This window comes from Enterococcus silesiacus (assembly GCF_001886225.1).
GTDB classification, from domain to species: Bacteria; Bacillota; Bacilli; order Lactobacillales; family Enterococcaceae; genus Enterococcus_L; species Enterococcus_L silesiacus.
Map to the genome: position 1 here is coordinate 64,687 of NZ_JXLC01000013.1, position 22,154 is coordinate 86,840.

Annotated in this window: 18 protein-coding genes; 8 read left to right on the top strand and 10 right to left on the bottom strand. The window is 37.7% G+C overall.

All coding sequences use genetic code 11. From position 1 onward, the window contains the following. Nucleotides 1–52 precede the first annotated feature (52 nt). The 4 genes from RV15_RS10210 to licT form a co-directional block, all read right to left on the bottom strand. Nucleotides 53–439, bottom strand: a complete 387-nt coding sequence (locus tag RV15_RS10210; protein ID WP_071877945.1) for a VOC family protein — start codon at nucleotides 437–439, stop codon at nucleotides 53–55. Between the two features lie 151 nt (nucleotides 440–590). Beyond that, on the bottom strand, nucleotides 591–2,015 hold the full coding sequence (locus tag RV15_RS10215) for a glycoside hydrolase family 1 protein (protein ID WP_071877946.1): 1,425 nt from the start codon (nucleotides 2,013–2,015) through the stop codon (nucleotides 591–593). Between the two features lie 45 nt (nucleotides 2,016–2,060). Further along, nucleotides 2,061–3,959: a beta-glucoside-specific PTS transporter subunit IIABC gene (locus RV15_RS10220; protein WP_071877947.1), complete on the bottom strand. Its 1,899-nt coding sequence runs from the start codon at nucleotides 3,957–3,959 to the stop codon at nucleotides 2,061–2,063. A gap of 141 nt (nucleotides 3,960–4,100) precedes the next feature. After that, nucleotides 4,101–4,949 carry a BglG family transcription antiterminator LicT gene (gene licT / locus RV15_RS10225; RefSeq protein ID WP_071877948.1) on the bottom strand — a complete coding sequence of 283 codons (849 nt, stop codon included), beginning with the start codon at nucleotides 4,947–4,949 and terminating at the stop codon, nucleotides 4,101–4,103. A gap of 483 nt (nucleotides 4,950–5,432) precedes the next feature. On the opposite strand from licT, the gene RV15_RS10230 reads away from it, so the two are divergent. Next, a complete protein-coding gene (locus RV15_RS10230) occupies nucleotides 5,433–6,140 on the top strand; it encodes a GntR family transcriptional regulator (RefSeq protein ID WP_071877949.1) in 708 nt (235 codons plus the stop codon). 76 nt (nucleotides 6,141–6,216) lie between these two features. Here the strand turns inward: RV15_RS10230 and RV15_RS10235 are convergent, their stop codons facing one another. Further along, nucleotides 6,217–7,416, bottom strand: coding sequence for an enolase C-terminal domain-like protein (locus RV15_RS10235; RefSeq protein ID WP_071877950.1), 1,200 nt, complete (start codon nucleotides 7,414–7,416; stop codon nucleotides 6,217–6,219). A 303-nt stretch (nucleotides 7,417–7,719) separates the two neighbouring features. Between RV15_RS10235 and RV15_RS10240 the strand changes: the two genes are divergently transcribed. From RV15_RS10240 to RV15_RS10250, 3 genes are read left to right on the top strand one after another with little or no spacing between them, the layout of a single operon-like run. Continuing rightward, nucleotides 7,720–9,546 carry a glucose PTS transporter subunit IIA gene (locus RV15_RS10240; RefSeq protein WP_071877951.1) on the top strand — a complete coding sequence of 609 codons (1,827 nt, stop codon included), beginning with the start codon at nucleotides 7,720–7,722 and terminating at the stop codon, nucleotides 9,544–9,546. Nucleotides 9,547–9,568: 22 nt separating this feature from the next. Then, nucleotides 9,569–10,222, top strand: a complete 654-nt coding sequence (locus tag RV15_RS10245; RefSeq protein ID WP_071877985.1) for a bifunctional 2-keto-4-hydroxyglutarate aldolase/2-keto-3-deoxy-6-phosphogluconate aldolase — start codon at nucleotides 9,569–9,571, stop codon at nucleotides 10,220–10,222. Beyond that, nucleotides 10,215–11,216 (top strand): sugar kinase, encoded by a 1,002-nt coding sequence (locus RV15_RS10250; RefSeq protein WP_071877952.1) that lies wholly within the window; start codon nucleotides 10,215–10,217, stop codon nucleotides 11,214–11,216. Before RV15_RS10245 ends, RV15_RS10250 begins: the two co-directional genes overlap by 8 nt. An 88-nt stretch (nucleotides 11,217–11,304) precedes the next feature. Here the strand turns inward: RV15_RS10250 and RV15_RS10255 are convergent, their stop codons facing one another. Both RV15_RS10255 and RV15_RS10260 read right to left on the bottom strand, forming a co-directional pair. Further along, nucleotides 11,305–11,913, bottom strand: coding sequence for a hypothetical protein (locus RV15_RS10255; RefSeq protein ID WP_071877953.1), 609 nt, complete (start codon nucleotides 11,911–11,913; stop codon nucleotides 11,305–11,307). 93 nt (nucleotides 11,914–12,006) lie between these two features. After that, entirely contained in the window at nucleotides 12,007–12,330 is a 324-nt protein-coding gene (locus RV15_RS10260; RefSeq protein ID WP_071877954.1) for a winged helix-turn-helix transcriptional regulator, read from the bottom strand. A 344-nt stretch (nucleotides 12,331–12,674) separates the two neighbouring features. Between RV15_RS10260 and RV15_RS10265 the strand changes: the two genes are divergently transcribed. From RV15_RS10265 to RV15_RS10280, 4 genes are all read left to right on the top strand, one after another. Next, nucleotides 12,675–13,946: a RidA family protein gene (locus RV15_RS10265; protein ID WP_071877955.1), complete on the top strand. Its 1,272-nt coding sequence runs from the start codon at nucleotides 12,675–12,677 to the stop codon at nucleotides 13,944–13,946. 484 nt (nucleotides 13,947–14,430) lie between these two features. Next, nucleotides 14,431–15,348, top strand: coding sequence for a PLP-dependent cysteine synthase family protein (locus RV15_RS10270; protein ID WP_071877956.1), 918 nt, complete (start codon nucleotides 14,431–14,433; stop codon nucleotides 15,346–15,348). Between the two features lie 24 nt (nucleotides 15,349–15,372). Further along, nucleotides 15,373–16,518 (top strand): cystathionine gamma-synthase, encoded by a 1,146-nt coding sequence (locus RV15_RS10275; protein WP_071877957.1) that lies wholly within the window; start codon nucleotides 15,373–15,375, stop codon nucleotides 16,516–16,518. Nucleotides 16,519–16,695: 177 nt separating this feature from the next. Beyond that, nucleotides 16,696–18,204 carry a DUF1846 domain-containing protein gene (locus RV15_RS10280; RefSeq protein WP_071877958.1) on the top strand — a complete coding sequence of 503 codons (1,509 nt, stop codon included), beginning with the start codon at nucleotides 16,696–16,698 and terminating at the stop codon, nucleotides 18,202–18,204. A gap of 391 nt (nucleotides 18,205–18,595) precedes the next feature. Here RV15_RS10280 and RV15_RS10285 read toward each other — a convergent pair whose 3' ends face one another. The 3 genes from RV15_RS10285 to RV15_RS10295 form a co-directional block, all read right to left on the bottom strand. Then, nucleotides 18,596–19,669, bottom strand: coding sequence for an SDR family NAD(P)-dependent oxidoreductase (locus RV15_RS10285; protein ID WP_071877959.1), 1,074 nt, complete (start codon nucleotides 19,667–19,669; stop codon nucleotides 18,596–18,598). 37 nt (nucleotides 19,670–19,706) lie between these two features. After that, on the bottom strand, nucleotides 19,707–20,135 hold the full coding sequence (locus RV15_RS10290; protein ID WP_071877960.1) for a MarR family winged helix-turn-helix transcriptional regulator: 429 nt from the start codon (nucleotides 20,133–20,135) through the stop codon (nucleotides 19,707–19,709). A 1,295-nt stretch (nucleotides 20,136–21,430) separates the two neighbouring features. Continuing rightward, nucleotides 21,431–22,012 carry a helix-turn-helix domain-containing protein gene (locus tag RV15_RS10295; protein WP_071877961.1) on the bottom strand — a complete coding sequence of 194 codons (582 nt, stop codon included), beginning with the start codon at nucleotides 22,010–22,012 and terminating at the stop codon, nucleotides 21,431–21,433. Between the last annotated feature and the right edge of the window lie 142 nt (nucleotides 22,013–22,154).

Sequence of the window (22,154 nt, forward strand, 5' to 3'; positions counted from 1 at the left end):
GATATTGAATAGCGCTGCTATCTTGTGTTTGCTAAGCAAGGTAGTAGCATTTTTAGTTTCCAGCAAATACGAACTGCCAAGTAATACCGAACTTGTCTGTCAGCCACGTAACTTTTTGAAAAATTCCAGCAGCTTCAGGGCCCATAATGACCACGCCTTCAGCGGATAGTGCTGAAAAAATGTGGTCAAACTCTTCTTCAGTGTCCATTTCCACATATAATGAGAGGTTCCAACCAGGCGCAACAGGATTTTCAGGTCCCATTTCTAAAAAATAAATCAAGGCGCCATTTAAATCTAATTGTCCATTCAAAACACGCTCTGGGTAGTCATCGTAATAAGTAACAGAGTCAATCGTAGTGTTTGGAAAAACGTCAGCATAAAAATCCATTTGTTTTTTTGCATGTGCCGTTACTGAAATAAAGGTTATTGGTTGTTTCATTTTCGTCACTCTCCTTAAGTGTAAGATAACAAATTTTGATGTAATATCAATGGATATGCTCGAAATCTATCCAAGAAAAACCTGTGTCAGTCACTTGCTTGCGCAAACCACTAACACAGGTTTTTAAGATTCTTTGAAAAGGCTAGTTCAATTAGCCGAGATTTTCTCCATTTGATTCAATTACTTGCTTATACCAATGGAATGATTTTTTCGGACGTCTATCAAGTGTGCCGTTTCCTTCATCATCACGATCCACATAAATAAACCCATAACGCTTACTCATTTCACCTGTTCCAGCGCTTATCAGGTCAATACAACCCCAAGGCGTATAACCGATCAAGTCGACGCCGTCATCAATCGCCTTTTCCATTTCAATAATATGTTGTTTGAAATAATCGATTCGATAATCATCATTGATCGAGCCATCGGCTTCCACTTTATCAAAAGCGCCAAGTCCGTTTTCTACAACCATTAACGGCACTTCGTAACGAGAATAGATTTGGTTTAATGTATAACGTAGGCCAACAGGGTCGATTTGCCAGCCCCAATCGCTCGTTTCAAGATACTCATTTGATACACCACCGAACAGATTTCCGCCTGTTTTATCATTACGTTTTTCCAAGTCATCTGTGATACAGGTAGTCATGTAATAGCTAAACGTATAATAATCGACAGTTCCTGCTTTAAGTAGCTCTTTATCTTCTTCTGTAATCTCGACTTGAATATTATTTTTTTCAAAATACCGTTTCATGAAGTAAGGATATTTTCCTTTGACTTGTACATCACCACAGAAAAAGTTGAATTTCTCATTGATTTGCTGTGTTTTTAAAACATCTTCTGGTCGACACGTTTTTGGGTACATCGTAATATACGCCAACATACATCCAATTTTAAAGTCTGGGTTGATTTTATGTCCTGCAACGACTGCTCGAGCTGATGCAAGAAAAACGTTGTGTAGCGCTTGATACTGTTCAGATTCACTATATTCACGGTTAAATAAACCGTTGATTCGCTTGCCATGATCCATCGTACCAAAATTGATTTCATTGAATGTTAGCCAGTATTTTACTTTATCTTTATAACGCTCAAAAAGAGTAGTGGCATAGTTTTCGTAAAAACCGATTGCTCGTTTATCTAAGAACCCATCATAGTTTTTTCCTAGATGGAAAGGCATTTCAAAATGAGAAATCGTAACAAGTGGTTCAATGCCATAGTTCGCTAGCTCATCAAAGACCTTATCATAAAATTGTAGCCCAGCTTCATTGGGTGTTGCTTCATCGCCATTAGGGAAAATCCGTGACCAAGCGATCGACATCCGATAGACTTTGAAGCCCATTTCAGCGAACAACGCAATATCTTCTTTATAATGATGATAAGAATCAATCGCTGTATGGCTAGGATAGTAGTATTGATCTGTATCGATCACTAAATCGAATGTGCGGTGTGTATTAGAAGTACGACTTCCTGCACGATTGTGATCGCAAATCGAATCGCCTTTACCCTCTTGATCCCAGGCACCTTCGCATTGATTGGCAGCTGTTGCACCGCCCCATAAAAAATTCTTTGGAAAACTCATTGGTTTGTACTCCTTTGTAAATAGATTGTGTATTGGTTCAAATGATTATTTTGCGATGATTGCAGTAATCAAAACAGCTCCTTGTTTAGTCGAGGTTTCAGAAGTTGCAATCACATCAGCGTAGTCAGGGGTATTTGTAACGATAATCGGCACTTGTGTGCTGTAACCTGCTTCTTCGATTGCACTGATATCGAAGGTCACTAATTTGTCCCCTTTTTTGACTTTCGCATTTTGTTCGACGAAGGCCTCAAAGCCTTCACCATCTAGCTGAACGGTGTCGATACCGATATGGATCAAAAGCTCGGTCCCATTGTCCGAAATCAATCCAATGGCGTGTTTTGTCGGGAAAAGAGTCATCACGGTACCATCAAATGGTGCCACGATTTCCCCAACAGTTGGTTCGATCACAACCCCTTTGCCCATGATGCCTTCAGAAAATGCTGCGTCTCTTGCTTCGCTCAAAGGTAGGACTTTGCCTTCTGCTGGAGAGAAAACTTCCTCTTTTGTTAGTTTCTTTTTTTGCCCAGTTGCGGCTAATTTTGCTTCTTCTTTTGATAATTGAATCGTTGGTTCATCATCTTTAAATCCTAAAGCCCAAGCTACTGCAAAACCAGCTGCAAGAGCACACACATCCAAAATCATTGCGTAAATCGCAAACTTAACATCGCCATCTGGTGAGATAGAACTTGGATAGCGGAATATTCCGAGGCCACCCATTTGATAGCCTTGCATCCCTAATCCCATAGCGATGGCACCAGTAACTCCCCCAACAATACAAGATGCCCAGAAAGGTTTTTTTCTAGGTAAAGTGATACCGTAAATAGCCGGTTCAGTTACACCGAAGATGCCTGAAATAAAAGCAGGGATCGATAATTCTTTTAATTTCGCATTTTTAGTTTTCAACATGACCGCTAATACCGCACCAGTTTGAGCAAAACTCACACTACCTGATGGTGTTAATAATGATGTTGGGTCACCTTGAGATAACGCGATAATGGCAAATGGAATAAGTGCCCAATGTAGACCGAACATAACAAGAATTTGCCAAGAGAAACCTAGAATAGCACCGAATAAAATGGGGCTGAAACTTTGAATAGAAAGCAAGCCATTTCCTAAAGCGTCAGAAACAGTATTCATGATTGGTCCGATAACTAAGAATGTTAATGGAATCGTTATAAGGGCTGTTATAAATGGAACAATAAACAACTTAATAACGTCAGGAATCACTTTTCTTAATTGCTTTTCTAAAAAGGCAGCAAAAGCCGCCGCAGCAATAATCGGCATAACCGTAGAACCATAACCAGCAGGCGGAATAGAGAATGGAATACCAAAGAAATTAAGCCCTCCCGTTTCAGCAAACTGAGCAGTAGCTGCACCTTCTAAAAATCCAGGATAGACTAAACTGGATGCGATCAACATCCCAAGGAAGGGTGAGCCACCAAATTTTTTCATTGCTGTGTAACCAATAAAGATTGGCAAAAATTTGAATAATCCATCACCCATCGCATTAAAAATAGCTGATGTTGAGGATTCCGCAAAGCCAGCCCCTAACGCGAAAATTAAAATGGCATTAACCCCTTTTAACATACCGGCTGCAGACAGTGGCGCTAAAATTGGTTGGAAAATAGAGGAAATCATATCAACAAATTGATCAAATAAATTTCCTTTTGATCCAGACTCAGTTGGAGCTTCTAGCACACCTAATACGGCATCCACCTCTTTACGGACATCAGGGACATGGTTGCCAATCACTACTTGATATTGTCCACCAGCCTGCATGACCGTCACAACACCATCCATATTTTTTAAGACTTCGGTGTTTGCCTTGCTTTCATCTTTCAGTTTAAACCGCAGGCGTGTGATACAGTTTGTTAAAGAATTGACGTTTTCTTTGCCTCCGACTTCTTTTACAATATTTTTTGCAAGTTCTTCGTATTTACCCATTTTTGTTCCTCCAAATGTTTAGTTATTTTTTATTCAGAGGTCTCGCCAACTTAATGTCACGATCCAGCGCCTTTCCACAGGCAATAAGTTTCCTACGCTCCTTTTTGGGATATCATTTAGATTAAGAGAAGAGCTCTCTAACTAACTCGTTTTATCGATGATTCGGGCTAAGTGTATGGTGATGTAGACCTGTTCATCTTTTGACAATGTGTAATTGCGTCGACTCTTTAACAGCTCAGCGACTTTTTTTGTTGCTTCAAAAGCCTCTGGATATTGTTTCGTCACGAGTAAGAATAACTCATTTTCAACTTGTTCTTCAGATGGTGTTGCAGTATTTTCTTTTAACACTCGTTCAGTGAAGAATTTTAAATGTGTAATAAACCGTTGAAAGTAAAGATCATTTTCAGCAAAATTGATTCGGAGTGTATATTTAATGACGGTCAAGATTTCTTCGATCAACTGAGTTAGACTGATCGCATCTTCGTGATTGCTGTCGAGTTGAGCATTGGTGATATGCAAGGCTAGAAATCCAGCTTCATCATCAGTCAAATCTACATCCAGTTGCTGATTGACCATTTGAATAGCCGAGCGTGCTATCTCTAATTCGATCGGGAAAAAACGCTTGATATCCCATAATAAAAAATTTTTGACTTGAATGTTCTTTTTCGTCCGTTGAATAGAGGAGTGTAAGTGGTCGGCGATTGCTATGAAAGACGACTCATTCAAATCTTTGTTTAAAGTAGCTTGAGCTTGAGATAAGATTCTATACGAAATTTCAATGATTTCCTCAGGAATCTCTGCAAAGAGTTGTTCGATTTGTTCAGGTTCCACTTGGTTTTCAAGTTTAAAAACCTTTTCGATTTTTGCGGCCTCTACTTCTGAGCCAGCCTTCATCTGAAAGCCTAATCCATTGCCCATAAGAATCACTTCTTCATTATTCTCATTGAGCACAATGACCACATTGTTATTTAAAATTTTTAGAATTTCCAAAATAGTCGACCTCCTTTAACTTGACGAAAGAGATTGAGAACAGAAAAAAGCCCAAACAAGAGCCTAGATAGGCGTTGTTTAGGTTTAGCTTAACTTAATAATCACTATCCATTTAACAAAGCAAATATACACTATAAAGAAAGCGCTGTCAATGTTTTTTCAGAAATCGTCGCCTATAAATGCTGATTAGACATGGCTTGGCTAGTGTAGAAGATAGTAAATACAGCATAGGAAAGTGACAAGTTTGGGTTTCATAAAATGCCTATAATTGACTAGTACTGCTACACTGATTTTGTAGGTTGAATGTTGTCTAAAGTCTAGTGGAGTGTTTTAAGCGCTTCTACTATATGATAAGCAACAAGTGTCGGTACTGTTGTTTATTTAGAGAAATACTATCTTTTCCAACCAACTAAAAATAACCGTTAACTTCTTAAGGGAATCAAGGTATAGTTAAGGGAGAATATGCAAAGGAAGGAGAGGCGCATGAAAAAACGGGAATTCATTGTTCAAGATTTACTGAGCAAAATTTATCAAGAAGAGTTTAAAGATGGTAAGCTGCCTAATCAACGAAAGCTTGCAGAAATTTATGGCGTCTCACGCTTTACGGTCCAGCAAGCTGTGAAAAACTTGGAAGAAATTGGTATTGTAAGAGTGATCCAGGGGTCAGGTATTTTTGTTCATGAAAAATGGCGGAATAATCCCTTGATCTTCAATTCATTGACTAGAACACCTTATGATCGAATCGGATCAAAAATGATTGATTTAAAAAAAGCACCTGCTACGTTAGAAGAGCAAAAAATTTTTCAAGTGAGTGAGTTGGAGGAGATTTGGACCTTTGAACGGATCCGGATCGTGAACTATAAGATTGAACAGCTAGAGATTTCCAAACTGCCAGTGTCGATGTTTCCTGACTTAAGCCAGCAAGTAGTTGAGCATTCGATTCAGAATTATGTGGAAAAGAAGGGCTATCGTATATCTCACTACATTACGAGCTATGATCCGATTACCACGTCAAAAGAACAGTCGCAACTACTGTTATGTAAAAGAGGAACACCTGCAATGCAGATCACAAATCGGGCGATCTTAGAAGATGGTCAAGTGTTTGAGTATAGTAGTATTATTGCAATTGATTATTCTGTGACCTATATTCGACCGTTTGATCGCGAAATTCATCGTTCTAGAATAGACTAAATAAAAAACGACTAAGCTTCTTTTGTTCAGCAATTGGTTTGCTGGTAGTAAAGAAGCTAGTCGTTTTTTATCATAGTTATGGTGTCACGATCGTCCCGTCTGGTGTCCGGCTTTGTGTCCATTCATGTGGACGATAAACAACTGGGTATTCTTTTGCAAGCTCTTCGTCAAATGTCACTCCGATCCCGCTTTGCTCGATCGGATAAAAGAAGCCTTTTTCTGGCGTTGGAATATTGCCAAAAAGTGTTTTTGTATTTGTTGGAATCTCGATATTTTCTTGAATCGCCGCATTGTGTAAGTGAATATTCAAATGCGTATTCACTGCTAGACCAACAGGCGTAATATCAGAAGGTGTATGCCAAGCGATACGAATGCCCATTGCTTCGCAGAAGTGTGCGAGTTTCAATGCTGGTGTGATTCCACCAATTTGAGAAACGTGTGCCCGCATAAAATCGATTTGGCGATTGCGGACAAGTTCTTTCCATTCCATAGGGTTATTGAATAATTCACCAGTAGCGATCGGTGTTGCTGATTGGCTGCGTAATTGTGCTAACCATTCATTTTGATTAGGAGGTAAAATGTCTTCTAAAAAGAAGAGATTATACTTTTCGGCAGCCTTCGCAAATTGTACAGCTTGATTAGGATGCAAGCGTTCATGAACATCATGAAGCATTTGGAAACGATTATTGTATTTGTTCTTAACACTTTCAAACATACTCAAAGTCGTTTGCATATAGTCTTCCTGATCAAAATAAGAACCACTGATTGGCTGATTTGGCGTCTGCAGATTGTCAGGATTGCCACCATAAAAACCTAGTTGACAGCGAATATAACGATATCCTTCATCGAGAAATTTATCGATTTCACCAAATAAATCGTCTAGATTATCTGCTACCGCATGTGTATAAGCGGGGATGGCTGTCCGGGCTTTTCCGCCTAATAATTGATAGAGTGGCATATCCGCTAGTTTTCCTTTAATATCCCACAAAGCCATGTCTACACCAGATATAGCATTATTAGTGATCGGGCCGTTGCGCCAATAAGAATTTACATTCATCACTTGCCAAATGTCCTCGATCTGGTTGGCATCTCTTCCAATTAGAAGTGGTTTTAGATACTCTTGGACGACGGTTTGAACAGCTAATGGGCGAAACTGAAACGTTCCACAGCCGATGCCAGAAACGCCTTTGTCGGTCTCAACTTTAACTACAAGTAGATTATGTCTGTCTGGTTTAATCGCAAAACTTTTTATATCGGTAATGATCGTTGGTGTCATTTTTTTCACTCCAATTTCTATTGATACAGATTAATTCTACATTTATTGAAACACGATAATAAGGCAGTGTCAATTTGGTCTGAAAAAAACGAGTTAAACGATATAAAACCAGTCCAATTTTTAGTTATTATATTTATAAACGTTTATATAAAGCTGTTTTTATTATATTTTCAATAAAAAGGACTGGTTTTACAAGGTGGATTTTCCATGCTACTATGTTGGTGAAAACGGAAACAAGAATTCCTGTTCTGCTGGTTTAAATAACTGAGTAGAAGGATGTATTCCGAACAAGGGGGATAAAAAATGAAGTACGAAGAAATAGCAAAGCAAATTATTGAAGATGTTGGCGGGGCAGGAAATATCAATAATGTTTGGCACTGCATGACTAGATTACGGTTTAATCTGAAAGACGAAAAGAAAGTGGATTATTCAGCGCTTGAAAAACTTTCTAAAGTTGTCGGAACGAAATATCAAAGCGATCAATTACAGGTAGTCATCGGAACCGACGTTGCAGATTACTTTGCACCAATTGCTAAAGAACTAGGCTTAGATGAGAACAATCAACAAGGTGAAACTGAGAAAAAAGGCCTCGTTTCGGTCTTTATGGATACTGTTTCAGGAGTGTTCGGTCCAATTGTTCCAGCAATTGCTGGTGCTGGAATGATCAAAGGATTGATGGCGGGGCTGGTTGCACTGAATGTCATTTCTAACCAAACGGATACGTATTTGATCATTGACATGGTAGCTAGCGGTGTATTTACGTTTCTGCCATTCTTCGTAGCAGCATCAGCAGCAAGAATTTTTAAAACGAATCAGTATTTGGCGATTGCGATTGCAGCGATTCTACAATTTCCTACAATGACAGCAGCAGTTGCGGAAGGTAAAATTTCGGCGTTCCAGCTGTTTGGTGTTGTGCCAGTTCCGGTCTTTAACTATGCGGGTACGGTTATTCCAATTATCTTTGCTGTGTTGGCCTTGAGCTACATTTATCGCTGGGTGGATAAGGTGTTACCGCAAATATTACGCACCGTTTTTACACCGACTATTTCATTGTTTGTTGCAGGATTGCTGACTTTGACTGTGATTGGACCAATCAGTATTCATTTAGGAAATCTATTAGCAGCAGGTGTTGCGTGGCTATTCTCGATTTCACCAGTCTTAGCAGGAATCGTCGTGGGTGCGATTCGTCCGATCGCAATCTTTACAGGATTGCATCATGCGATGACGCCGATTGCGCTGCAAAACTTTGCCAATCAAGGGTATGACATGTTGATGCCGATGATGTTTATGGCAAATATGGCGATCACTGGAGCGACAGCTGCGATTTATACAAAAGTAAAAACCAAAGAAGAAAAATCTCTAGTGTTATCTTCAGCCGTTTCTGGTCTTTTAGGGATCACGGAACCTGCGCTTTTCGGGATTTTGTCTAAATATAAAAAAGCCTTTATCGCTGCAACGATCGGTAGTTCTGTAGCGTCAGCTTTTATTAGTTTCTTCGGCGTTCGGATTTATGGGTATATCTTATCTAGTATTTTTAGTTTGCCAGCCTATATTGGTCAGTATTTCATTTTTGCGGTTTTAGGAATTCTAATTGCACTGATTCTTTCATTTACTATCTGTTATTTTATGGTACCAAAACAAGAAGAGGAAGACGATGTATTAACTAACGAAGTCGATCTTCATGCGACGGCTAAAGGAAGCTATATTCCGTTAGAAAACGTGCCGGATGAAGTCTTTTCAACCAAAATGATGGGTGACGGCTTTGCGATTGAGTCGATCGATGGCACTGTTTTTTCACCTGTTAGTGGCACAGTTACAACAATTTTTCCTTCAAAGCACGCAATTGGCATCAAAACAGCGAATGGGATCGAAGTCCTCGTGCATATGGGAATCGATACGGTCGCTTTAGCTGGAAAAGGGTTTGAGCTTTTTGTAAAAGTGGGAGATAAGGTTTCTACAGATACTAAAATTGCTCAAATGGATCTTGCCTATATTCGTAGCCAAGAAAAAGAAACCATGATCATCGTTGTGATCACCAATATGGATCGTGTAGCTACATTATCAGGTTTAAAAGATTTGGAAGGTCAGCATCAAGCAGGTGCCTTACTTGAACGAGCACAACTTAGCTAATGAAAAAGGATGGGATAAACAGATGAAGCGAGTGGATGTATTAAGAAGATTAGAGCATGCTGGTGTGATTGCAGTCGTTCGTGGAAAAGACCAAGAAGAAGCGGTAAAAGCCAGTCGTGCAATCATTGAGGGCGGATTAAAAGGCATCGAAGTAACATTTACCGTACCAAATGCGCAAGCGGTGATCCAAGAGTTGATAGAATCCTATCAAGGACAAGATGTTGTGATTGGAGCAGGAACTGTACTAGATGCAGTGACCGCCCGTTTAGCGATCATGGCAGGTGCTGAATTTGTGGTTAGCCCAAGCTTTGATCAAGAGACAGCCGAATTATGCAATATGTATCAAATCCCTTATTTGCCTGGATGTGTAACGATCACAGAAATGCAAACAGCTTTAAAAAGCGGCGCAGATATCATCAAATTATTTCCGGGAAATATTAGCGGTCCAAGTATGGTGTCAGCAGTTAAAGCACCACTGCCGCAGATTAATTTGATGCCAACAGGTGGCGTTAGCTTGGAAAATATGGCTACTTGGTTTAAAGCAGGTGTCGTAGCCGTTGGGGTTGGCGGTAATCTACTTGCTCCGGCAGCAGAAGGAAACTTTGCGAAAGTCACGGAAATTGCCAAACAATATGCTGCAAAGTTAATTGAGATCAGAGGACTAGAAAATGGCTAGAGTCGTTTGCCTGGGAGAAATTATGATGCGCCTATCAACCAATCCTGGAATTCGACTGGATCGTACAAATCAGTTGGAGGTTTATTATGGTGGTGGTGAAGCGAATGTAGCCATTTCACTGGCTAATTATGGTCATCAAGTCCAATATGCCAGCAAGGTTCCAAATAACAGTTTTGGACAAGCAATTGCACAACACCTGAGCAGTTATGGTGTGTTAACTAGCCATTTATTGAAAAATCAAGGACGCATCGGAACATATTACGTTGAACAAGGAATTGGACTACAGGCAACAAATGTGATTTATGATCGACAAGGATCGGTGTTTGCTGACATGCAAACGTTAGACTGGGATGTTTCGAAGTTGTTTGAAGGAGTGGCTGTTTTCCACATATCAGGTATTACCCCTGCGTTATCTAAACGGTGGCAAGAATTCACGATCAAATTAATGAAGGCAGCTAAAAGTAAAGGGTGTAAAGTTAGTTTTGATTGTAATTATCGGCAAAATCTTTGGAGTCAAAAAGAAGCGGGCGATTTTTTTTCAAAAATCCTACATTACGTTGACTATTGTTCAGCAGGTAAACTGGATGCAATTCATTTGTTAGGGATTCCTGAACAGGAGCTAGATACAGATATCAGCTATTACTATCAACAAATGAATGTAATGTTTCCAGGAATTGAGGCTCTGTATTCAACGAATCGAATCGTCCATTCAACAAGTTGCAATGAACTTCAAGGAACACTATGGCTAGCTGGGAAAGGTTATACTTCAAAAAATTATAAGATCGATCCTATCGTTGATCGGATTGGCGGTGGTGATGCCTACAGTGGTGGGATAATCCACAGTTTGCTAATGCAAAAATCACCCCAAGAAACAGTTGAGTTTGCCACGGCTGCTTCTGTGTTGAAGCATATGATCAAAGGAGATTGTAATCAATTCAATGAAGCTGAAGTAATCAAATTCCTTAAACAAGATTCAGCGAAGATCAATCGATGATTGTCTAAAATAAACATATAACGAAACGGAAAATCGATAAGAAATCCTTAAAATAAAAGGATTCTCATCGATTTCCTGTTTTTCTTTTTCAATCTGTTGCGGTAATCTTCAAATCCTTGAAGAAGGCTTCAGTCCCAATATCAACAAAGAACCCAATAGCGCCTTTAGCGTCAGCACCGTGCTTCATGTTTTCTACCACTAAGACAGGTTCTTCACGATCATTCAAATAAAATTTCCCTTGAGCGTCATTAATCACCGCTTTTAAACTAATCCATTCATCAAGACCAATCTCGGCTGGTCCCTCAAAATCAGTGATGCCAAGATTGCGGAAATAGTCAAAGGTATATTTAGGATAGGAAAAATACTGAACACCGCGATTTTTTCTGACAGGATCATCAATCCGACCATTTGTTGGTCTTACATAAAAAGATTCAAAGTGTGTATCATCCTCATTGATTCTAAAGGCAATGCCAATAAAACCACGTGCAAAATCTGGCGCATCGGGTAACAAACGACTCAACATTTTGACTTCGATCGTTCCATTATGGAAGATTGAGTCAGTAAGTTTAGCATATGTGTTTTCATCAAATTCCATCAGTTTCTCTTTTTTTGTCACTTTTAAAACGGATTCGCCATTTAAAATAGTTGACTCAACAGTGGTATTAACTGCCTCAATTGGTGTCGATTCAAGGTTCATTGTATTTCCTCCTCAATAGCTGTTTATTGTTCTAATAAAAGTATAAATAACTTTTGGAGAATTGTTAAATAGGCACAAATTTGTAACTATCGATCAACGTTGTTGTTTATAAAATTGCCCCCATTGTCTCATGGACTCAATCACAGGGAGTAACGTTTCTCCGAGCGGTGTTAATTGATATTCAACATGAGGCGGAACGGTTTGGAAGTCTATTCGCTCCACAATGCCGTCTACTATCATAGAATTAAGACTTTCTGTCAAGACTTTTTGGGAAACCCCTGCTAATGATCGCTTTAATTCAGAATTTCTTTTTGGTCCTGTTATTAGGTCGCGTATAATCAGGGTTTTCCATTTACTCCCGATCAACTGAACCGTCGTTGCCACGTCACAAAGCGGCATTTCTGCTTTTTTTATCATGAAAATGTAACTCCTAACATTAAAGGCTGCGCCAATATCTAAATATGACACTTATGTATAAGAATTGTGGCATGTTTAAAAGAGAAAAGCAACTCCCTTCATCAGTGCGATAAATATTAAAATAGGTTATTGAAATATTAGCGCTATTATTGTAGACTGAAAGAAGTGGTATAATTTTTGTCAATTTGTCATGATTTCCATAATAAAAAAGCAGGATAGTAAAAAGCACTGCACTCGTAAAAAAGATGGTTTTTGGCTTTAATATAAAATGAAAGCGTTAGCATTTTGTTGAGAGAGTAGTTTTTTTTATTTGAATGTACCAAACAGAAAAGAGGAATAGAACTATGAGCAATGATAACGCAGTACTAGCAAGAAACACGGAGCACGCACCGAAAAATCCCCTATCGTCACAAACCGTCGCTTTTTCTCATTACAATAACTTCTCAGCGCAACTACCGATTGATCCGGTATCTGGGGAATTAGTTGCTGGCGGTATTAAAGAACAAGCAGAGCAATGCTTTAAAAATATCAAAGCAATTGTAGATAGCATTGATCACGTGATGAGTGATATTGTGAGAATCACTGTTTTTGTAAAAAATATTAAAGATATGGATGCAGTAGATGACGTATACGCATCATTTTTCACTAGCTATCATCCTTCAAGAACAGTTGTCGCAGTAGACGCATTACCTATGGATGCTTTGGTACAAATCGAGGCTTTAGTTTCAAATGGTGAAGGTACGATCCCAAACGCACCACAAGCAGGCGATCTGATAAAACTTACCAATAATACGCTAAATGCGCCCAACAACTCACTTTCAACGCAAACCGTTTCATTCTCTCACTACAATAATCTGTCGGCCCAATTACCGATCGACCCAAAAACCGGTAGAGTGATCGCTGGTTGTGTCAAAAAGCAAACGGGGCAGTGCTTAAAAAATATCAAAGCAATTTTAGAAAGTATTGATGTTCCAATTGATGATATTGTGAAAATCACTATTTTTCTTAAAGACCTTTCAAAAATTGATGCTGTAAACAAAGTTTATACAACCTTTTTCCCAGATTCAGCGATTGCTCGAGCAGTAGGATATGTTCCAGCAAGAACTGTGGTAGAGGTAGCAGATTTACCGATGGGAGCTGCAGTCCAAATCGAAGCAGTCGTTTCACATGGAGATGGTACACCACCGCAAGCAATCGAAGATCGACATGGCTTGATTATCGAAGCGAATAATACGGAAAAAGCACCAAAGTGTCAATTCTCAACGCAAACAGTTGCCTTTTCTCATTATAATAACATTTCGGCACAATTGCCGATTGATCCAAAAACGAATAAGATGGTTACAGGCGGGATAAAAGAACAAACTACGCAGTGTTTAGACAATATCAAAGCGATCATCGAAAGTGTGGATCATGTGCTAGCTGATGTAGTGAAAGTCAATATATTTGTGAAAAATATCGCAGATATGGCTGCTGTGGATGAAGCTTATGGGAAATTTTTCCCAGATGGCATACCGGCTAGAAGAGTAGTAGGTGTAGCGACATTGCCGAAAGACGCATTGATTCAAATCGATGCTATTGTTGGGAACGCGGAAGGAACACCTCCAATCGTTTCGTAACGAGCGAAGTAAAAAAAGATGAGAAGCGGATCAATCGCTTCTCCTTTTTTGTGATTCGTTGCTTTCGTTTGAATACTAGCGAAAGAATATTTTTCAGAAAAAGACATGTTATGGTTGGGAGCAAACCGTGATTTGATTAGTACGATATCTTTTTAGAATAATGTTTTTAAATTGACATCAGAAAATTGATGTGATATCTTCCATGTATACTTATTTAGAGGAGTGGAAGAGACATGACAAACAACAGACGTTCAGTTACATGCTGTTTTTGTATGGTGCGAAAAAGCAGCATACCAATTTGTCATGCCTATTAATAGTTCATCTAGAAAAGTTAAAAGCTTCAGGTCACTTTACTAAATAAAAGGTGAACTGTTTATATTTGACGTTCAAGAGGTACTGATTTAATAGTCAGTACCTCTTTTTTTGTTCACTTTTTTTGTTGCAACGACGCAGTTAGATTCGTTAATAGCGATAGGAGGATGTCATGATAGTTGATGAAGTACAGGAATTGATCGGACACACACCGATGTTTCAGTTTGATGCGACTCGATTTGGAGGTCAAAAAGGGAGTACGATTTACGCGAAATTGGAGTACCTGAATCCAGGCGGCAGTGTAAAAGATCGGTTGGGGCAACATTTGCTAACGAACGCTTTGCAGCGAGGGGAAATAAATACCGCAACAACAATCATTGAACCCACAGCAGGGAATACAGGAATTGGTATTGCCTTAGCAGGAGTGAAAGAAGGAATCAAGACTCTATTTGTTGTACCAGAGAAATTTAGTTTGGAAAAACAACAATTGATGAAAGCGCTAGGAGCAGAAATCGTTCATACGCCAACTGCAAAAGGAATCAGTGGGGCAATCAACAAAGCAAAACAATTGGCAACAGAGATCCCAAATAGTTATTTACCTTTACAATTTGAAAATGCAGAAAATCCCAAGGCGTATTACAACACACTTGGACCTGAAATTTTTAATGAACTTTCAGGACAAATAACAAGCTTCGTTGCAGGAATCGGCAGTGGGGGGACATTCGCGGGAGTTACAGCCTATCTACGAGAACAGAAGCCAACGATTCGTGCTATTGGAGTAGAACCAGAAGGCTCGATTTTAAATGGGGGAGCAGCTCATGGTCACGAAATCGAAGGGATCGGAGTAGAGTTTATCCCAACCTTCTTTGAGAACATAAGTATTGATAACATTTATACTATCCGTGATGAAGAAGGGTTTTATTTTGCAAGGTTATTAGCGCAAAACTTTGGGCTACTCGTCGGTAGCTCAAGTGGCGCAGCTTTTGCGGCAGCCATTAAAGAAAGCCAGTTTTTACCTGAAAACAGTACAATTGTCACTATTTTTCCAGATTCTGGAGAACGATATCTCTCAAAAAATATTTATGGCTAAAGGCAAATTCAAGGAGGAAAAACGATGCATTTTCAAACAAAATTAATCCATGGTGGAATTAGTAACGATGAACAAACAGGAGCAGTCAGTGTCCCAATCTATCAAACGTCAACCTATCAGCAAAATGGTGTTGGAAAACCTAAACAGTATGAATATTCTCGTTCTGGAAATCCGACACGATTCGCTTTAGAAGAACTAGTAGCAGAGCTAGATGAGGGAGTCCAAGGCTTTGCATTTGCTTCTGGTTTAGCAGCCTTGCATACTGTCTTATCACTTTTTGAGTCAGGAGATCATATATTATTAGGAGATGATGTATACGGCGGAACGTTTCGGCTATTTCAAAAGGTTTTTGAGAAAAATGGACTAACATATTCATTGGTGAAAACAGATGCTTTAACCTCAATAGAGCAGGCAATCACGGATAAAACAAAAGCAATTCTCTTTGAGACGCCAACAAATCCATTATTGAAGATTTCTGATATTCAAGAAATCTCATCTTTAGCAAAAAAACATCATTTACTGACGATTGTCGATAATACCTTTATGACACCCTATTTTCAACGTCCGTTAACATTAGGAGCCGACATTGTCGTATATAGTGGAACAAAATATCTTGGTGGACATAGTGATGTCGTATCAGGTTTAGCAGTGACGAACCAAACTGCGTTAGCAGAAAAAATCGGCTATTACCAAAATGCGATAGGGAGCGTCCTAGGTCCACATGATAGTTGGTTAGTTCAAAGAAGTCTCAAAACCTTAGCCCTTAGAATGGAAGCTCACCAAAAAAATGCATTAAAAGTTGCAACATATCTTGAAAATCATCCAGCTATTGCAGCTGTTTATTATCCAGGGTTAAAGAGCCATGCAGGTTTTGAATTAGCCAAAAAACAAATGAGCGGCTTTAGTGGCATGATTTCCTTTGAGCTGAAAAATGCGGCGTTGGTCAATTCGTTTGTGGAAAGCTTAGAAATTTTTATTTTAGCAGAAAGCTTGGGTGGAGTTGAAAGTTTGATCGAAGTTCCAGCAGTGATGACCCATGCATCTATTCCAAAGGAAATCAGAGAACAGGCTGGAATTAAAGATGGGTTGATTCGCTTATCTGTAGGTATTGAATATATTGGTGATTTGATAGCGGATCTAAAACAGGCGTTTGAAAGAATAAGTAGATAGCATTGCTTGGGTAACTTGTTTTAGTTTCATAGCAAGAAGATTAGAATATAGACTAAATGTATGTCAGCAGTTATTCGTAAAATATAGTTAGATAGTAAAGAATGAAATTCTTTATCGTAATCATCCGTAAATAAGTTTATAATAGATGGCAGTATACAAATATCGGAGGGTTCTTACGTGAAAAAACTAGGTTTTGATCCACAAAAGTACATCGAAGAGCAATCGAAATATATCCTTGAAAGAGTTGACCATTATGACAAGCTCTACTTGGAATTTGGTGGTAAATTGATTGGAGATATGCATGCAAAACGCGTTTTGCCAGGCTTTGATGCGGATGCTAAAATTAAACTGTTACAAAAATTAAAAGATCAAGCGGAGATTTTGATTTGTGTTTATGCAGGTGATATTGAGCGAAACAAAATTCGTGGTGACTATGGAATCACCTATGACATGGATATTTTACGTCAAATCGATGAATTAAGAGAGTACGGCTTAGCCGTCAATAGTGTAGTCATTACACGCTACAGTGGACAGCCATCTACAAAAATGTTTATCAACAAGTTGGAACGAAGAGATATCAAAGTCTATAAACATGCGGCGATTGAAGATTATCCATCTAATCTTGAAAAAATCGTCAGTGAAGAAGGCTTTGGTAAAAATGAGTATATCCCGACAACGAAACCAATCGTGGTCGTTACAGCACCGGGACCTGGTAGTGGCAAATTAGCGACATGTTTGAATCAACTTTATCATGAGAGTCGTAATGGCAAGACTGCCGGCTATTCAAAATTCGAAACCTTCCCAGTATGGAATGTTCCGTTAAAGCACCCTTTAAATATTGCGTATGAAGCAGCAACCGTTGATTTGAAAGATGTGAATATGATTGATTCCTTCCATTTTGATAAATACCAAAAAGTTGCTGTTAATTATAATCGTGATGTTGAGACATTCCCAGTAATCAAAAGAATCATTGAAAAAATTACCGGAGAAGAATCCGTTTATCAATCCCCAACAGATATGGGTGTGAACCGTGTTGGTTTTGGAATCGTCGATGATGACGTGGTGAAAGAAGCCTCTAAGCAAGAAATTATTCGTCGCTGTTTTGCCACAGAATGCGACTTTAAAAAAGGCTTGATCGATGAAGAAACAGTTAATCGTATTAAATTGATCATGGAAGAAGTTGAGCTGAAAAAAGAAGATCGCAAAGCGGTGCTTCCTGCTAGAGAGTATTCAGAACGATTAAGAGAACAAACCCAAAGTAATGATACACCCGCTGTTATTGCGTTTGAGTTACAAGACGGTCGAATTGTAACAGGGAGAACGAGCAGCTTAATGGATTCATGTTCATCAGCTATTTTAAATTCAATTAAAACATTAGCGAATATTTCAGATGAAATTTTATTACTATCTCCAGTGATTCTTGAAACTATTCAAACGATGAAGCAAAAAGATTTACACAGTAAAATAACAGCCTTAAAGGCCAATGAAATCTTGATTGCGCTAGCGATCAGTGCCGTGACGAACCCAACAGCACAATTGGCGTATGATAAATTATCTGAATTAAATGGTGTCCAAGCGCATTCTACGGTGATGTTGAGTAAGAATGATGAGCAAACGTTACGAGAGTTAGGGTTGGATATTACGAGTGATGCGGTGTATCCGTCGGAGAATTTGTATTATATTTAGGCTTATTGTAAGAGTGTTACGGTTTGGAAAAGAGATTTCAATCATATTAAGCCATGTTTGAAATCCTAATACCAATATTTATTAGAAAAACAGCAGTTAGCTAGAACGCATTTTAATCTATTAATTCATAAGAGGTTGGGACAGAAGCGTCTAATCCCGAGAAATAAGAAGGAATTTACGAAAATTGCTCTTCAAATTTTTGTGAATTTCAGCTTATTTCCGAAGGGATTGCTTCTGCTCCCACCGTTTATTCGGATAAAAAGAGCCTGAGGTATAACTTGAAAAGTTATGTCCCAGGCTCTTATTAGGATTTCTGATTTGCTTTTAAGTCATTATAGCCAATAGTGAAATAGATGCTTTGTGAATTGTAATAGACTTTTAGGACGAATAATTATAGTTTGCCGAAACATTTGAAAAAATTGAAATTATTGCGATATTTTATGATTAATTCTTTGCCAAGTATCAAACTTCCCAACCAAAAAAGAATTTCACTAATACCCATTATAGTTCCCGCTATCACCATTTTCAGTGAAAGGTTAAATGATATAAAGGGAACTACAGGTAGTAATCCATAGAGTCCAAAGGACAATACTACCATACAAAGAGCGATTTTTTTCAAACTACTATTTTTTTTTTCTCTATTCATTTTTTTAGACTCATTTGAACCAAAATATTTTTTTAAAATTGCGCCATATTTATTTAACAATAGTATATCCGCTGTCTTAGGAGATAAACTATTTAATTTTGCAAAAAAGCGGGTAGCTATTCCACCCATTATATAAATCGTTTTCTTTTGTTCAACTGCCTTGAGTAATTCTGCTGCTACTTGATCTGTAGACGAAATTGAAATGCCCATCTCTTTCCAAACAGAATGAAAAGGTCTTTCAGCAGTCGTATCCGCTGAGTTAGGACAAAAATAAGTTAAACGTACTAGACTTCCATCTTGCTGTAACTCTCGATTTATAGATTCAACAAAAGAGAAAATACCTGAGCGAGTTGCAACATCAACACTATAGTATGGAAAAGCTAAACGACCATCTGCAAAGCCACCCATATGAACAATAGTACTTCCTTTGTTCGCTCTCATATGAGGTAAAAAGGCTCTAGAAATTAAGATAGATCCTATAAGGTTGATGTTTACAGATTTATCTATTTCTGCAATTTGATGCTCGGTTAATGATTTTCGTACATCAAAACCAGTAGCATTCACAACAATATCAATCTTTTCTGCCCATTTGCTTGCTAAAACTGCAAGTTTTTCCACGGATTCTGCACTTGTGATATCGACTTGAGCTACCGAAGTTTTTTCGGGCAAAGCTTGAGCAAGTTCTTGTAGTTTCAGTTCATTTCTCCCAGCTAATAGAATTGAAGCTCCTTCATCGGCAAATGCTCGTGCATAGCTTGTTCCCAAGCCTCCTGTTGCACCAATTATCACAATATTTGCTCCTTCAAATTTTTTCTTCATTATCTAACCTCCTAAAGTTTTGTTTTACGTATTAAAATTATTCTTTCAATTGTGCAGTTAATTTCTCTAACAAACAGGTAAATTGCTTCATCTGATCTTCAGTTGTCAATTCACGGACTTTTTCTGTAAATTGTTGATACAGGCTATTATCTCCTTCAACAATATTTTTTCCTTTTTCTGTTATCAGAAGATTGTATATACGCTTGTCTATAGAAGACTGATGCTTTTCAATGAAGTCAAGACCTTCTAATCGCTTTACCATTGCAGATATAGCGGGTTTGGTAAAGCTAAGTTTTTCGGACACTTCTCCCAAAGTTGGGTAATCCATGTGATAAATGGTAGTTAAGTAGTAATAATCAGCAATATTAAATCTGCTTTTTTCTTCTTTCGTTAAAATAGTATCAATATTTTCTATTGATTTTTGCCATAGATAATTTGCAATATAAGAAATGTTATTTTCAATCATTGTTATCCTCCGTATAATTTTACTTTCATTAATGATGAGGTATATTTTGCTTTTATAAAGTAAAACGTTTGAACACAGACTAACTGAACTACAATTTTTTGAAATTATAGTTCACTTCATTTAATTAAATTCGTAAAACTATATTAGCAATATATAATTGAATTGTCAAATGACATTATTACATCATGAAATAAAAGTACTAGCACAAAGATGCTTATTAACGGTTTATTTGTTTAATAGTAGGATATTTTTAAACGGATAATGGTTTCTCTAAGTTGTAGCGATTGCTAGCTTTAGGAGACTATTAAAAGAGTTTCAGATTATCTAGAATCAGTGATAAAAAAATATAACAAGTGCATATTCAGATACAAATAGCTGCTAATACATAAAACTGATGTCGGTGAAATTACTAAGAATGACGAGCATGTTAACAGAGTATTATATGTAGCTTCTTAAAAAAATACAATGTCTATGTTTATGGAGTTATTGGCTCAGGTTTGAGCAATAGTAAGGTGGAAAATTACAAAACGAGAATCAGGGCTGTGTATTACCAAGGATGTGATTTATCTGTGTGAGAATTTGTATTATATTTTGTTAGTTTTGAGAAGGTCAAGTTTTAGAGAGATAACAATGAAACACTTGGATGCTGATTTATATTACTAATATTTAATTAAAAGACAAGTAGTTGGATAGCCGACTACTTGTTTTTTTTGAAGTTAAATGCTAATTTTTTCTCAATGATTGTTATGCTTGTGAATAAAAAGTTTACATTACTTTCCTATGTAATATTATTAATTTATATTTGTTAGTGATAGATGAGGATTTAGTGGTAAAAAAGTTTGTTTTTCGTTCTTTCTAACCAAATCACAACTACGAAGCCGAACGCTACAGCAGTAAATTACACATGAAGGTATTATCGATGATAGTGTAGCATTATGAGGAGAAGCTATTTATGAACATTTAAAATTACTTTGTCTTCTATGGAAAACTATCCGTGGCAGGAGAAGGAGTTTTTACATGGTGTTCTTAGTTGGGCTGTTTTACAGCATAATACGTTAGATAAAATAGTTGAATTGATTAATTGTATACATGAGTCACTGATTTCAGATATCCATTTTTGTTTATCAAAAGAAATAGTAAATTGTGCATAAAATTTTGACTTTGTTAGTGATTAGTGCTATATGTAAGAGATTTGCTATAGTTTTAAGATGTACAAAAAAGTTAAAAGTAGTTAATTGATAAAGCATTTGAAAATTGGTTACCAACTTTCAAATGCTTTTTTTAGATATATTTTTTTATGAAAACCACATCCATAGCAAAGCACTAATTGCAGTAAGTACGCCAGCCGCTAATGAAAAGCCCAAAACGATTTTTGTTTTGTTCCAACGATCCCTTTTTTTATCACGTTTGGCTCTGGCTGCTTCAAGATTCTCCCCATCCATAAAAGCAACAATTTCACCATACGTTTGAACATCTTTTTCTTTTTTGATTTTCTCGATTTTTAAAGCCGCAATCATAGAAATTGCCCAAAGAATGAAAGGAATACTCAAGCCATACCAACCCCATAAGTCTACAAAAGGTACAATAGATAAAACCGTTAACCCGATAAATAGAAGCATGATCCAAGAGAGTCGATTCATTTTTTTTGCCTCGATGTTTTGATTGTTTTTCATAATTGCTACATCTCCTTTGACTAATTCATCTAAAGTGACATCAAAAAGAGTGCTTAAAGCAATCAAATTATGAATATCAGGATACGTATGATCGTTCTCCCATTTAGAAATAGTTTGCCGTGTGACGTAGATTTTTTCTCCAAGTTCTTCTTGAGAATACCCATCTCTTTCACGATAAAGTTTTAATTGCTTATTAAAGTTCATTTGTTGTCTCCTTTGAGTCTAAGATAATATAGAAGGGGCTATTTTGTCTGTCTATTAGAGTGTACTTTAGTAGAAATATGGGTGTATACAGGTGTTTACATCGATAGGAATGTTGATATAACTGGTTTTTCAAAATAGGATC

Coding starts and splice junctions, on each gene's coding strand:
- RV15_RS10210 (WP_071877945.1), bottom strand. CDS start 439: ATGAAACAACCAATAACCTTTATTTCAGTAACGGCACATGCAAAAAAA.
- RV15_RS10215 (WP_071877946.1), bottom strand. CDS start 2,015: ATGAGTTTTCCAAAGAATTTTTTATGGGGCGGTGCAACAGCTGCCAAT.
- RV15_RS10220 (WP_071877947.1), bottom strand. CDS start 3,959: ATGGGTAAATACGAAGAACTTGCAAAAAATATTGTAAAAGAAGTCGGA.
- RV15_RS10230 (WP_071877949.1), top strand. CDS start 5,433: ATGAAAAAACGGGAATTCATTGTTCAAGATTTACTGAGCAAAATTTAT.
- RV15_RS10235 (WP_071877950.1), bottom strand. CDS start 7,416: ATGACACCAACGATCATTACCGATATAAAAAGTTTTGCGATTAAACCA.
- RV15_RS10240 (WP_071877951.1), top strand. CDS start 7,720: ATGAAGTACGAAGAAATAGCAAAGCAAATTATTGAAGATGTTGGCGGG.
- RV15_RS10245 (WP_071877985.1), top strand. CDS start 9,569: ATGAAGCGAGTGGATGTATTAAGAAGATTAGAGCATGCTGGTGTGATT.
- RV15_RS10250 (WP_071877952.1), top strand. CDS start 10,215: ATGGCTAGAGTCGTTTGCCTGGGAGAAATTATGATGCGCCTATCAACC.
- RV15_RS10255 (WP_071877953.1), bottom strand. CDS start 11,913: ATGAACCTTGAATCGACACCAATTGAGGCAGTTAATACCACTGTTGAG.
- RV15_RS10260 (WP_071877954.1), bottom strand. CDS start 12,330: ATGATAAAAAAAGCAGAAATGCCGCTTTGTGACGTGGCAACGACGGTT.
- RV15_RS10265 (WP_071877955.1), top strand. CDS start 12,675: ATGAGCAATGATAACGCAGTACTAGCAAGAAACACGGAGCACGCACCG.
- RV15_RS10270 (WP_071877956.1), top strand. CDS start 14,431: ATGATAGTTGATGAAGTACAGGAATTGATCGGACACACACCGATGTTT.
- RV15_RS10275 (WP_071877957.1), top strand. CDS start 15,373: ATGCATTTTCAAACAAAATTAATCCATGGTGGAATTAGTAACGATGAA.
- RV15_RS10285 (WP_071877959.1), bottom strand. CDS start 19,669: ATGAAGAAAAAATTTGAAGGAGCAAATATTGTGATAATTGGTGCAACA.
- RV15_RS10290 (WP_071877960.1), bottom strand. CDS start 20,135: ATGATTGAAAATAACATTTCTTATATTGCAAATTATCTATGGCAAAAA.
- RV15_RS10295 (WP_071877961.1), bottom strand. CDS start 22,012: ATGAACTTTAATAAGCAATTAAAACTTTATCGTGAAAGAGATGGGTAT.